Origin of the sequence: Pseudoxanthomonas sp. LjRoot125 (genome assembly GCF_964252705.1) — a bacterium.
In the GTDB taxonomy this organism is placed as follows: domain Bacteria; phylum Pseudomonadota; class Gammaproteobacteria; order Xanthomonadales; family Xanthomonadaceae; genus Pseudoxanthomonas_A.
Window position 1 is genome coordinate 1,648,062 of record NZ_CAXUOY020000001.1, and the last position, 11,702, is coordinate 1,659,763.

Genomic DNA, 11,702 nt, shown 5'->3' on the forward strand with positions numbered 1-11,702 from the left:
GCGTTCATCGCTCAGTCCAGTTCGGGAACGTCGCCGGCCAGCACCGGCGCCATGTGCAGGTACTTCGTGGTGCGGCGCTTGTTGCGGATGTCGTCGTAGACCGCCTGCGCGTGCGCTGGGGTGATGCCCAGGGCGATGGCGAGCTCGCTGGCCGGACGGTCGTGGTTGAGTGCCCAGATCGCGAGGTCCATCTGCTGGTAGGGCAGGGCGAAGTAGAACTCGTCCTGGCCTTGGCTCAGGCTGTAGGTGTCAGTGGTCGGGATGGCGGCGCAGACGCGCTCGGGCAGGCCGAGGTGGCGTGCCATGCCGTACACCTGCGATTTGTACAGGTGGGCGATCGGCTTGACGTCGGCCGAGCCGTCGCCGTTCTTGACGAAGAAGCCCTGGTCGTACTCCACGCGGTTCGGCGTACCGACCACGCCGTAGTTCAGGCGGTCGGCATGGAAGTATTCCAGCGTCTTGCGGATGCGCTGCTTGAAGTTGGTGGCGGCGACGATCGTGAGGTAGTCGGCCAACGCGAGGTCGCGCTCGTGCATGGCGCCATCCGGCGACTGCGCGATCAGGCGAAAGCGGTTGATGCGGCCTTCGGTGCCGCCATCGATGACGATCTTGAACTTCCAGCCTTCGCCGTACTCGGGCAGCGTGTTGCGCACGGCCTCGTCACGCGCGCGGTAGCAGCCGATGGCCGCCAGCGCCGGCGCGATGTCCACGGTTTCGGTCCGCACGCCGAGATGCTCGGCCAGGATGTGCGCACGCGCCGCACTGTCGTCGGAGGAGTCCTGCTCGGGAAGGATCAGCGTGAAGACGCGATCGGGACCCAGCGCGCGGACCGCGAGCGCGGCGCTGACCGAGCTGTCGATGCCGCCGGAGATCGCGACGACCAGGCCACGCCGGTGCAGCTGGCGTGCGGTGATTTCGCGCAGGCGGGCGCAGATGCGGTCGGCTTCGCTCTGGTAATCGATGTCGAGGACGTGGTGGTCGAGCTGGCTCATGGGCTTGCGGTCTGCTCCGTCAGTTGGACACGTCGGACCTTGCCGGACGCAGTGCGCGGCAGGGCATCGACGAAGGTGATGTGTCGGGGGATCTTGTAGGCGGCCAGGCGCGCGCGGCAGTGCGCCTTGATGCGGTCTTCCGCACGCGGCAGGACTTCGTCCGCGACGATGAAGGCCTTGATCACCTGGCCCAGCGCGTCGTCGTCGATGCCGACCACCGCGACTTCGCGGATGCCGGGCAATTCGGCGATGACTTCCTCCACGTCGGTGGGGTGCACGCGGTGCGCGCCGGTCTTGATCATGTCGCTGCGGCGGCCTTGGAGGAAGAGGTAGCCTTCCGCATCGACGTAACCGAGGTCGCCGGTGTGCAGCCAACCGTCGCGCAGCACGGCCTGTGTCGCGGCGGGATTGTTCCAGTAGCCCAGCATGATGCCAGGGCCGCGCACGCAGACTTCGCCCGGTTGGCCTGCCGTGGCGGACGCGCCGTCCTCGCCGAGGATGCGCCAGTGCGTGTCCTGTACGGGGATGCCGACCGAGCCGCGCTTCTCGTCGAGCCGTTCGGGCGGCAGCCAGCTGATCCGCGACGTCGCTTCGGTCTGGCCGTACATCAGGAACAGTCGCGTATCGGGCAGCAGGCCGCGCACGCGGTCGGCGACGGCCGGGGCCATCGCGCCACCGGCCTGGGTCAGGTAGCGCAGCGAGGCAAGGTCGTGGCCACGTCGCTCCAGCATGTCCAACAGCAATACGTAGGTCGACGGCACGCCGGAGAAGCCGGTGGCGCGATGACGCTGTACGGCGTCGAGCACCTGGATCGGAAACACCATGCTCGGCCCGAGCACGATGCAGGCGCCGCTGGCCAAGTGGGTGTGCAGCACCGACGCGCCGTAAGCGTAATAGAACGGCAGCACGCTGACGACCGTGTCCTGCGTCGTGAGTCCGAGATAGGCGATCACCGCATCGGTATTCGCCGCCACGTTGGCGTGGCTGAGCATCACGCCCTTGGGATCGCCCGTGGTGCCGGACGTGTACAGCAGTTGCGCCAGGCTCGCATCCGCTTCGCCTTCGATCGCAAGGTCCGCATCGTCACCGTCCACCTGCGGCAGTGCCGTCTCGGAGGCGAGTTCGATGGCGAGCGGCGGAGGGGCGACGACATCCCACTGGGCGAGCGTCTGCTCCATGTCGCGATGGCCGGCTTCGTGCACGACGAAACGAGCCCCGCAATGCCGCAGCCAGGGGCCGAAGTCCCGCGAACGCGCCTGTGCGTTCAAGGGTGCGACCACGCCTCCGGCCAGCCACGTGCCATAGATCGCCGCGGCGGCCTCGATGCGATTGGGCAACACGAGGGCCACGCGGTCTTGCGGCTGCAGCCCGACATGGCGCAGGTAGCGGGCGAAACCGCATGCCTGCTGCCAGAACGTCGCGTAGTCGACCGACCGCGCACCATCGATCATCGCGACGCGCTGAGGGGCGCTGCGAGCGTTCCGGGCGAGGCGGGCGGTCAGGCGCTCCATCGGCAGGCAGGGGCGCTCAGACGACGACGGCGAGCTTGCGCGAAACGAACGCGTCGACGGTCTGGATCGAGTCGAAATTCGCCGGCGTCATTTCCTCGGCTGCGATCTGCAGCTTGAACGCGTCTTCCAGGAAGAAGACGAGCTCATGGATGCCGGTGGAATCGATGATGCCTCCCTGGATCAGCGAGTCCTGATCGCCCACGGCGGACGGATCGTCCGAGAAGAGGAAGTTCTGCAGGATGAAGGTCTTGATCTGTTGCTTCTGCGGCATGGTGTCCCCGGCATTTCCTGTTCCGTTGCTGTCCAGATGAACGGCGGTTCGGACGTTCACCGGCCAAGGGGACGGGGGGGCAGCGCGGACATTCCCGGTGCTACCATCGCCGCCCGACGTCACTGACAGGAGTCCACGATGCGTGCTTCCTTCCTGATGCTGGCCCTGGTGGCGCTGGCCGGCTGCCGGCAGAACGCGCCCGTCGCGGAACCCGCTGCGCCGCCGCGCACCGTGCTGGATGCCCCGGCCGTGACGTACGCCTCCGAGAAGCAGGCGTTCACGGTATCGGAGCAGGTGGTCGGGCTCGATCATCCTTGGTCGGTGGCGTTCCTGCCTGATGGCGGAATGCTCGTTACGGAACGCGCGGGTCGCCTGCGGCGGATCGCGGCCGACGGGAGCGTGTCGGAACCGGTCGCCGGGCTGCCGAAAATCTTCGTCGACGGCCAGGCTGGCTTGCTCGATGTCGCGCTATCGCCGGGCTACGCCAACGACAACCTGGTGTACCTGGCCTTTGCCGAACCCACCTTCCGCGGCAACAAGGCCGGGACTGCGGTGGTGCGCGGAAAGCTGCAGGACAACGCGCTGGTCGACGCGGCCGTCGTCTACCGGCAGGAACCCAAGCTTTCCCATGGCACGCACGTGGGCGCGAGGCTGGTGTTCGACGACCAGGGGCACCTGTTCGTCACCCATGGCGACAATCGGGTGGGCGCGGCGACGGCGCAGGAGCTGGACAAGCTGTCAGGCAAGATCGTGCGCATCCGTCCGGACGGCACCGTGCCGGCCGACAATCCCTTCGTGGCCAAAGCCGGGGCTCGCGGCGAAATCTGGTCTTACGGCCATCGCAACGTGCAGGGTGCGGCGCTGCATCCGGTCACCCGCCAACTGTGGGCCACCGAACATGGACCCATGGGCGGGGACGAACTCAACCTGCCGAAGGCGGGCCTCAACTACGGTTGGCCGGTAGTCACCCACGGGGTGGACTACAGCGGGCGCCCGGTGCCCGGATCGCAGGGCAATGCGGCGCCCGGCATGGAACCACCTCACCACGTGTGGATGAAGTCGCCCGGCCTCAGCGGCATGGCGTTCTACACCGGCGACGCATTGCCGGGCTGGAAAGGCAATCTGTTCCTGGGTGCGCTCGCATCGAAGGCGCTGATCCGGCTCGAACTGGACGGCGATCGCGTCGTGCATGAGGAACGCTTGCTGGTGGACCGCAACCAGCGCATCCGCGACGTGCGGCAAGGGCCGGACGGCGCGCTCTACGTGCTGGTCGACGCGCCAGCGCCCGATGGCAAGCTGTTGCGCATCGCGCACGCGCCGGCCGCCGTATCGGAACCCGCACCGGCAGCGCCGGCGGCCGGCGCTCCGTAACGCACCGTCTTCAGGCGGCCGTCGTCGACGCCGGCTTGCGCGCGATGAAGTCCACGCTGGTGATGCAGAGCTGTTCGGCGGGCACGTCCGCGAACGTCGGATGCACCGGCATGGCCGCCAGTTGCTTCATCCGTTCCGCCCGCGTGGTGCGGGTGTCGAGATCGATGTCGAAGCCGTGCCGGCGCGCGCCATCGACGAACCAGTGCGCACGCAGGCGGTTCTGGTAGAGGAAGGCGTTGTTCCAGCGCTGCCACTCCTCGTCGGAGTAGCGCAGGTAGTTCAGTTGGTGGACGTTGCGGTCCACGTAGGCGTAGTGGTCGCCGCAGTTGACCGAATGGAACATCACCCCGCGCGGCGACAGGACGCGCATCGATTCGGCATACATCGCATCGATGACCTCCGGCGGCACGTGCTCCAGCACGCTGTTGGAGAACACCACGTCCACATCGCCATCCGGCAGCGCGCTGCGGGTGGCATCGGCGGGTGCGCGGTAGTGGATGACGCCATCGCTGGCGGCTTCCAGGTCCGACCCTTTCCGCAGGGCGTCGAGCAGTCGCCGATGACGGGCTTCGACCTCGGATAGCGGCGTGCCCGCCACGGTCGCGATGCGCCCCAGGAATCCGCCCAGCACTTCCGCGCAGCGGATCGTCAGGTCCATGCGCAGGTGCGGGTTGAGGTCGTACGTGGTCACGCGCGCCGCACCCGCCAGATAACAGGCGAACGGGAAGGTTGGATACCAGCCGGTGCCGATCTCGAAGGCGCGCACGCCGGGCAGCACGATGCCGGCATCGCGCAGGTGGCCGACCATAATCTCCCAGTCGTCCACCTTGGTCGCGAGTTCGCCATCGAAATCGCGCAGGCCGCCGAAACGTCGCTGCAGGTGGAAGTGCATCGTATGCCCACCGGGCAACGCGCCGAGAACCTTCTGGATGATGCCCTTGACCCGCCAATCCATGCCTTGATTCCTCGATATGCCGCGTGGTCGGTGTTACGCGATCGCGCCCGAAGGCTGTGCCGTGGCCCCGGCCGGCGCCAGGCGTGTCTCCACGGTCTGCCGGTGCACCAGCATCGTGGACAACACGCCCATGAAGGCCTGGTTGTCGCCGAAGCCGGTGGCCCGGCCCTGCCTGCATTTTTCCACCAGACGCCCGACCGCGGCGGCATCGAAGTAGCCTGCCTCGCGGATCGATTCCGGCGACAACAGGTCGGCCACGTAGTCCAGCGGCTTGCCATCGAAGAAGAAACTCTGGCTGTCGGGGGCGCGGTACGGTTGCTTGGTCCGCTGCGCGATGTCCGGCGGCAGCAGGTCGGCCAGTGCGCGACGCAGCAGGTACTTCTCCGTCATGCCGCGGATCTTGAAGCTGGGCGGCAGGCGGTTGGCGAATTCGATGACGCGATGGTCGAGATACGGGAAGCGGCCTTCGATGGAGTTCGCCATCGCCACGCGGTCGCCTTGCGACGACAGCAGGTAGCCGGCCAGCAACGATTTCGCTTCCACGTACTGGTCGCGGGCCAGGTCGCTCCAGCGCGCCATGTCCGGTGGCAGCGTCTGTTCGTAGGCATCCAGCGCGTCCCAGCGCATGGCGGTGGCACGCAGTTCGGGCGACAGGAAGGCGAGTGCGCGCTGCGAGGTGGTCCAGCGCGGCACGTGGGCGAAGATCGGCCGGTGCAGATGCTCCATGCCCTGGCCGAAAAACGACTGCGCGAACGCCGGGTTGCTGACGGGCGAGTTCGGCAGGTACCCGTACAGTTTCTGCAGCAGGCGCGGGCGCATCCGGGAATCGGGCTGGCGAGCCCAGAAGCGGCGGATCTTCGCTTCCTTGAACAGATCGTAGCCACCGAACACTTCGTCGGCCCCTTCGCCGGTCAGGACGACCTTGTACCCATGCCGGCGGACGCTGCCGGCCAGCAGCATCAGCGGGATGGGGCCGGTGCGCAGGACCGGGGTCTCGGTGTGGCGGATCAGGCGCGGCAGCGCTTCGCCGATGTCGCGGCGCGTGCAGGTCAGCGTGGTGTGTTCAGTACCCAGGTGCCGCACCATCGCCTGTTGGTATTCGCTCTCGTCGAACTCGCCGTCTTCGAATGCTACCGAGAACGTGCGCACCGGCGTGTCGGTGAAGCCGCGGATCAGGGCGACGATGCCGGAGGAATCCAGGCCGCCGCTGAGGTAGGCGCCCACCGGCACGTCGGCGCGCAGTTGCAGGCGCACGGCGTCGACCAGCAGTTCGCGCAGTTCGGCGGTGGCCTGTTCCAGTGTCAACGGGTAGCGCGCGGGCGAGGTGTCCTGCGCGTCCGGGAACGTCCAGTCCCAGTAGCGGCGCATGTGCTGGCGCCCGTCGCGCTCGACGGTCAGTACGTGGCCCGGAGGCAGGCTCTGCACGCCCTGGTACAGGGTTTCCGGATCCACCGGCGCCCAATAGGTCAGCGTCTGCAGCAGCGCCTGCGTTTCCAGGTGCGCGCACTCGGGCAAGACCGCGAGCAGCGATTTCACTTCCGAGGCGAACCACAAGCGGCCGCGCTGGCGCGTGTAGTACAGGGGACGGATGCCGGCGCGGTCGCGCGCCAGCACCAGGCGCTGGCGCTCGCTGTCCCACAGCGCGATGGCGAACTGGCCGTTGAGGTGCTGGACGAAATCCTCGCCGTAACGGTCGTAGAGGTGCACGATCACTTCGGTGTCGGAGTGCGTGTAGAAGTGATGGCCCTTGGCCTCGAGCATCTGTCGCAGTTCGACGAAGTTGAAGATCTCGCCGTTGAAGACGGTCCACACGGTGCGGCGCGGGTTGTGGATCGGCTGGTCGCCGGTGGACAGGTCGATGATCGACAGCCGCGCATGCGCCAGGCCGATGCTGGGCGCCGCATGGAAGCCGAAACCGTCCGGGCCGCGATGCGCGAGCGGATGGATCATCCGCTCCAGTGCGTCGCGTGCGCTGGCCGTGACCACATCGGGACCCATGAAACCCGCGATTCCGCACATGTGCCTTATCCCCTGTCCGTATCCGTGTTGGTGTCAGGCCGAATCGGCCGCATAGCCGCTGCGCGCCGTTCGTGCCCCGGCGACGGCTTCCTCGCAAGCCAGCAGCGTTTCCCGCGCCACCTGCCGCCAGTCGCGGGAAAAACGTTGCGCGAGTGCCGCTTCGTCCCATCGCCGGTCGAGCGCCTGCGCCAGCGCGTCGGCCAGCGCATCCGCATCGCGGGCCGGCACCAACAGTCCGCTGGCGGCATCGACCACTTCCGGGATCCCCCCCACGGGCGTGGCGACTACCGGACGACCGCAGGCCAGTGCCTCGACCAGTACATTGGGATGGCCTTCGGAATAGCTCGGCAGCGTCACCAGGTCCGAAGCGACCATCCAGCGCGCGACCTCCGCCGGCGCCTGGCCTCCGGCCAGGTGCAGCGGCAATCCCGGTTCGGCGACCAGGGCCGCCGCGAGTTCGGCTTGCATGGGGCCGTCGCCAACGAAGACGACGCGCGCGCGCGGCCGGGTGGCGGCTATGCGCCGTGTCGCGTGCAGCAGCTCCCGAAGCCCCTTCTCCGGGACCAGTCGCCCGACATAGAGGATGATCTCGGCGTCCTGCGGCAATCCCAGCGCCTCGCGTGCCGCGCGGCGGTCGCCCGGGTGGAACAAGGCGGCGTCGCAGCCGTTGGGAATCGCGCGGATGCGCTCCGGGGCCGCACCGTACTGGCTGACGGCGACGCGGCCCAGGTCCTCGCTGACCACCAGCAGGCGCTGCGCGGCGCGGACGACGGGTTGGGTCAGGCGGCGACTGATGGCATCGCGCACGCGCAGGTCGGAACCGCGCGCGCCGGCGACGAAAGGCACGCCCGCCGCGCGCGCGGCGCGCATGGCGCCGTAGCCATCGGGGTAGAGCCAGTACGCCAGCACCACGTCCGGAGCGAATGCCCGGACCGGTCGCGCCAGCGCCTGAGCGGACAGGTGGCCGTTGAACGGGCGGCTCAGCGCGGGCAGGGCGGGGTAAGTGACGTAGTCCACATCGCAGCCGGGGGCCACGTGTCCGTCGTCGGCCGCGCGGTACAGGTAGCTGCGCGGCTGCGCCCAGCGGGGATACGTGGCGATCGGGCTGAGCACCTTCACCTGCGCCAGGCGCGAAAGCTCGCGCACGGTCTGGTACACGGGGCGGCCGCGGTTCGGTTCCCCGGCGATCGGGAACTGGGAGGTGACGATCAGGATGCGCATGCGGGGAACGGAATGACGGCGGCGCCGGACTGTCCGCCGCATGGCGTGGTTGGCGTTGTAAAAGCCGAGTCATGCCGATGCAGGGGGATAGGGTGGGTCACGAAACGTCTTCGCCCTCGCGGATGGTGGAACTGGATGCCCTGCGCGGTATCGCCGCGGTCGCCGTGCTGGGTTACCACTTCACAACGCGTTACGAGGAGCAGATCGGCCATGCCAAGGGCATGCCGGTGGATCTGCTGGCGGGGAAGTACGGCGTCTACCTGTTCTTCCTGATCAGCGGTTTCGTGATCTTCATGACGCTGGAGCGTACCCGTACGGCGGCCGATTTCGTGGTGTCCCGGTTCTCCCGCCTGTTCCCGGCCTACTGGGTGGCGGTACTGCTGACCGCTTGCGTGGTCTACAGCGTGGGCTTGCCGCTGCAGCAGCTGCCCACCGGGCAGGCGTTGCTCAACTTCACCATGGTGCAGGAGATCCTGGGCGCGGAGCACCTGGATGGCTCCTACTGGACGCTGCAGATCGAGTTGTTCTTCTACGTGCAGATGCTGTTCTGGTACCTGCTCGGGCAGCTGAAGCGGATCCACTGGATCATCGGCGGCTGGCTGGTGCTGGCGACCATCGAGGGTGTGTGCGAGAAGCACCACTGGCATTTTTCGTATTGGGTGCGGGAGCTGATGATCCTGCGCTTCATCCCGTTCTTCGCGATCGGCATCCTGTTCTATCGTCTGCACCGCTACCCGGCGGAGTGGCGGCTGAACCTGGCGATGTTGCTGTGCGCGCTGCTTGCCATCGCGATCGGGGAGCGCCCGATCTTCCTGCCGGTGGCGCTGGTGTGTTGCGCGATCTTCGCGTTGTTCATACGCGGGAAGCTGGCGTTCCTGGATACGCGGTTCTTCGCGTTCCTCGGCGGGATCTCGTACACGCTGTACCTCGTCCACCAGGCCATCGGGTTCGTGGTGATCCACCATCTGGAGCGCCTGGGCGTGCCGGCCTGGCTGGCCTGCCTGGGCGCGGCCGCGCTCTCGCTGGCGCTGGCCACGCTCCTGCACCGGCTGGTCGAACGTCCCGCCATGGAATGGATCCGCGGCAACTGGAAGGCGGCGCGCATGCACACACTGGTGAATCGATGAGGCATGCTCACCCTGCGGCAGCCGTCGCATTCTCCATTCCGGCCGTCCAGGACATTCGCTTGCACCCAATCCCCCGAGCACGCCACGCATGAGCGACGCAGGAACCGCGGCGCCGGGCCTGTTCGCCAAGATTGCTTCGTCCGCCGCCTACGGCATCGTCGGCGGCCTGCTGGGCCGCGCAGTCGGGCTGGTGGGCACGCTGCTGGTCGCACGCCACCTGACGCCCGACATCGTCGCCGAGGTCACGGTGGCGACGGTCGTCGCACTGACCGGCAACTGGGTGGCCGCGTGGGGCTGCGGCCAGTACGTGGTGGTGAAGGGCGACCAGGGCCGCGAAGCGATCTTCGCCGCCAGCGTGGTCTACCTGATCGCCGGATTGGCGATGATCGCGGGCCTGTGGTTCGCCGCGCCGGCGCTCGCGTCGTGGCTGCAAGCGCCGCGCGTAGCCGAGTACCTGCCGGGCGCGCTGCTCGGCATCGGCATCCGCCGGATCGGTGCGATCCCCGACAAGTTGCTCGCCCGCGAGCTGCGCTTCGGCCGCATCGCCGCCGGCACTGCGCTGGGCGACATCGTCTACGCCATCGTCGCGGTGACCCTGGTGAGCACCACGACGCTGGGCGGACATTCGATGATCCTCGCTTTCATCGCGCAGTCGACGGTGATCGCGGGCGTCACGCTGTCGGCGACGGGCCTGAGCAGCTGGTTGGCGCCCGTCAGGATTCCGCTGGCGCGCCTGCGGGACCTGCTGCGCTTCGGTGCACCGATCACCGGTGAAATCGTGCTGAGCGAAGGCGCGCGCTACTGGGACAAGCCGCTGATGCTGCGCCTGGTCGGCGCGCATGATGCTGGCAGTTACGGCTTGGCGTTCAACCTGGCGCAGCTGCCTGCGGTCTACGTCGGCGGCCACATCGGCACGGTGATGATGCCGGCGATGGTGCGGGCCGACCCTGCCGCGCGCCCGGCATTGATGGTGCGTGCGTTGACCTTCACGGCGCTGGTGCTGTTCCCCATGTCGGCCGGCTTAGCGGTGTGCGCGACGACGCTGGTGGAGGCGCTGCTGCCGCCCACGTGGGCGCAGGTGGCGCCACTGCTGAGCGTGTTGGCGATCGCGTCGCTGCCGGGCCCGGGTAGCTTCATCCTGTCGGCGTTCCTGTCGGCGCATGGACGCAATCATCGTTTGATGTGGATCGAAGTCGCGACGATGGCGAGCCTCGTCGCGGCGCTGTGGTTGTTGTCGAAGGGGGGCGTGCTGTGGGCGTCCGCGGCGATCGGCGTGGCGGCGCTGGTGCAGTGGGTGCTGACGGTGCAGGCCTGCCGCATCGATGGGTTGCGCCTGCGCGGACTGAGCCCCGCGTTGCTGCGCATCGCGTCGGCGAGCGTGGCGATGGCACTCGCGGTGCTGGCGTGTCGCTGGGCACTGGGGCCCGCGATCGGCGCGCCGTGGCGACTGGCCACCGAAGTATTGGTCGGCGTGGTTGTGTATGGTGTAGGCCTGTGGGGATTCGCGCGCGACCTGGTCGGGGACGCGCTGGCAGGTATCGGGGTGTCCCGTTCGCGGATCCCGGGAATACGGACGCGGCAAGGGGAAGGCACGTCATGATCGAGTTCAACGCCATCGCGCTGTTGCGCCGTCGCGCGGCGACCAGCTGCCTGTTGGCGCTTGCGGAAAACCAGCGCTTCCTGGAGATGCGCGAAGCCGACAAGGCGCGGTTGGTCCAGGCTTATCGCGCCAACGGCATGTCGGGAAAGCCAGAGCGCCTGCAGCGCCGCTACGACCACGGCATGCGCTGCTTCGCCATCGAGGAAGGCGAGCAGCTCGTCGCATGGTTCTGGGCGCTGCACGGCGTGCCGCGCTACATGGACGAATTCGCCTGGCAGGTTCCCCTGAACGAGACCCAGGTATGGCTACGCGACGCCTTCGTCGTGCCCGAGCGGCGCGGCCGCCGCCTGTTGCTGGCGATGATGGGCGCGGGCATGACGGTGGAGTCCACACCGATGGAATACTTCTCCGACGTGAGCGTGTCCAACCGGCCGTCGTTGCGTGCGCATGCGGCCATGGGCTTCAGCCGATTCGCCACCGTGCGCAGCCTGCGCCTGGGTCGTGGACGGCTCTGGCGCAGCCTGCCGCCCGAAGGCCTGCCGACACCGGCGCAGCTCCGGCCGGGGCAGTCGCATTTGAGCATGTCGGCCGAAGAGATCGCCTGGCACCACGCGCAGATCGCCTGATCCGCGCGC

At 68.1% G+C, this 11,702-nt stretch carries 10 protein-coding genes; 4 read left to right on the forward strand and 6 right to left on the reverse strand.

The annotated features are described in order from the left end of the window. Nucleotides 1-11: 11 nt before the first annotated feature. Genes nadE through ACSION_RS07565 form a run of 3 tightly spaced genes read right to left on the reverse strand, consistent with a single transcriptional unit; the run spans nucleotide 12 to nucleotide 2,774 of the window. Nucleotides 12-992: an NAD(+) synthase gene (gene nadE / locus ACSION_RS07555; RefSeq protein ID WP_093490527.1), complete on the reverse strand. Its 981-nt coding sequence runs from the start codon at nucleotides 990-992 to the stop codon at nucleotides 12-14. Further along, the gene (locus ACSION_RS07560) at nucleotides 989-2,503 is read right to left on the reverse strand and encodes a class I adenylate-forming enzyme family protein (protein ID WP_435305508.1); all 1,515 of its coding nucleotides are present in this window, start codon (nucleotides 2,501-2,503) and stop codon (nucleotides 989-991) included. The genes nadE and ACSION_RS07560 overlap by 4 nt, the downstream gene beginning before the upstream one ends. Before the next feature lie 16 nt (nucleotides 2,504-2,519). Continuing rightward, nucleotides 2,520-2,774 carry an acyl carrier protein gene (locus ACSION_RS07565; protein WP_435305509.1) on the reverse strand — a complete coding sequence of 85 codons (255 nt, stop codon included), beginning with the start codon at nucleotides 2,772-2,774 and terminating at the stop codon, nucleotides 2,520-2,522. Nucleotides 2,775-2,912: 138 nt separating this feature from the next. Here ACSION_RS07565 and ACSION_RS07570 point away from each other — a divergent pair, with 138 nt between their 5' ends. Continuing rightward, the gene (locus tag ACSION_RS07570; RefSeq protein WP_435305510.1) at nucleotides 2,913-4,145 is read left to right on the forward strand and encodes a PQQ-dependent sugar dehydrogenase; all 1,233 of its coding nucleotides are present in this window, start codon (nucleotides 2,913-2,915) and stop codon (nucleotides 4,143-4,145) included. A gap of 10 nt (nucleotides 4,146-4,155) precedes the next feature. On the opposite strand, the gene ACSION_RS07575 is transcribed toward ACSION_RS07570, so the two are convergent. From ACSION_RS07575 to ACSION_RS07585, 3 genes are read right to left on the reverse strand one after another with little or no spacing between them, the layout of a single operon-like run. Beyond that, a complete protein-coding gene (locus tag ACSION_RS07575; RefSeq protein ID WP_435305511.1) occupies nucleotides 4,156-5,100 on the reverse strand; it encodes a methyltransferase domain-containing protein in 945 nt (314 codons plus the stop codon). Between the two features lie 33 nt (nucleotides 5,101-5,133). Continuing rightward, nucleotides 5,134-7,119, reverse strand: coding sequence for an asparagine synthase (glutamine-hydrolyzing) (gene asnB / locus ACSION_RS07580; RefSeq protein WP_435305512.1), 1,986 nt, complete (start codon nucleotides 7,117-7,119; stop codon nucleotides 5,134-5,136). Between the two features lie 33 nt (nucleotides 7,120-7,152). Further along, a complete protein-coding gene (locus ACSION_RS07585; protein ID WP_435305513.1) occupies nucleotides 7,153-8,340 on the reverse strand; it encodes a glycosyltransferase in 1,188 nt (395 codons plus the stop codon). A gap of 92 nt (nucleotides 8,341-8,432) precedes the next feature. On the opposite strand from ACSION_RS07585, the gene ACSION_RS07590 reads away from it, so the two are divergent. From ACSION_RS07590 to ACSION_RS07600, 3 genes are all read left to right on the forward strand, one after another. Beyond that, nucleotides 8,433-9,467 (forward strand): acyltransferase family protein, encoded by a 1,035-nt coding sequence (locus tag ACSION_RS07590; protein ID WP_435305514.1) that lies wholly within the window; start codon nucleotides 8,433-8,435, stop codon nucleotides 9,465-9,467. 88 nt (nucleotides 9,468-9,555) lie between these two features. Continuing rightward, entirely contained in the window at nucleotides 9,556-11,067 is a 1,512-nt protein-coding gene (locus ACSION_RS07595) for an oligosaccharide flippase family protein (protein ID WP_435305515.1), read from the forward strand. Beyond that, nucleotides 11,064-11,693 (forward strand): hypothetical protein, encoded by a 630-nt coding sequence (locus ACSION_RS07600; RefSeq protein ID WP_435305516.1) that lies wholly within the window; start codon nucleotides 11,064-11,066, stop codon nucleotides 11,691-11,693. Before ACSION_RS07595 ends, ACSION_RS07600 begins: the two co-directional genes overlap by 4 nt. The last annotated feature ends 9 nt before the right edge of the window (nucleotides 11,694-11,702 follow it).

Bases quoted from the DNA above. Each gene is read 5' to 3' on its own strand.
- ACSION_RS07585 (WP_435305513.1), bottom strand. From the start codon at position 8,340: ATGCGCATCCTGATCGTCACCTCCCAGTTCCCGATCGCCGGGGAACCG.
- ACSION_RS07565 (WP_435305509.1), bottom strand. From the start codon at position 2,774: ATGCCGCAGAAGCAACAGATCAAGACCTTCATCCTGCAGAACTTCCTC.
- ACSION_RS07575 (WP_435305511.1), bottom strand. From the start codon at position 5,100: ATGGATTGGCGGGTCAAGGGCATCATCCAGAAGGTTCTCGGCGCGTTG.
- asnB (WP_435305512.1), bottom strand. From the start codon at position 7,119: ATGTGCGGAATCGCGGGTTTCATGGGTCCCGATGTGGTCACGGCCAGC.
- ACSION_RS07595 (WP_435305515.1), top strand. From the start codon at position 9,556: ATGAGCGACGCAGGAACCGCGGCGCCGGGCCTGTTCGCCAAGATTGCT.
- nadE (WP_093490527.1), bottom strand. From the start codon at position 992: ATGAGCCAGCTCGACCACCACGTCCTCGACATCGATTACCAGAGCGAA.
- ACSION_RS07570 (WP_435305510.1), top strand. From the start codon at position 2,913: ATGCGTGCTTCCTTCCTGATGCTGGCCCTGGTGGCGCTGGCCGGCTGC.
- ACSION_RS07600 (WP_435305516.1), top strand. From the start codon at position 11,064: ATGATCGAGTTCAACGCCATCGCGCTGTTGCGCCGTCGCGCGGCGACC.
- ACSION_RS07560 (WP_435305508.1), bottom strand. From the start codon at position 2,503: ATGGAGCGCCTGACCGCCCGCCTCGCCCGGAACGCTCGCAGCGCCCCT.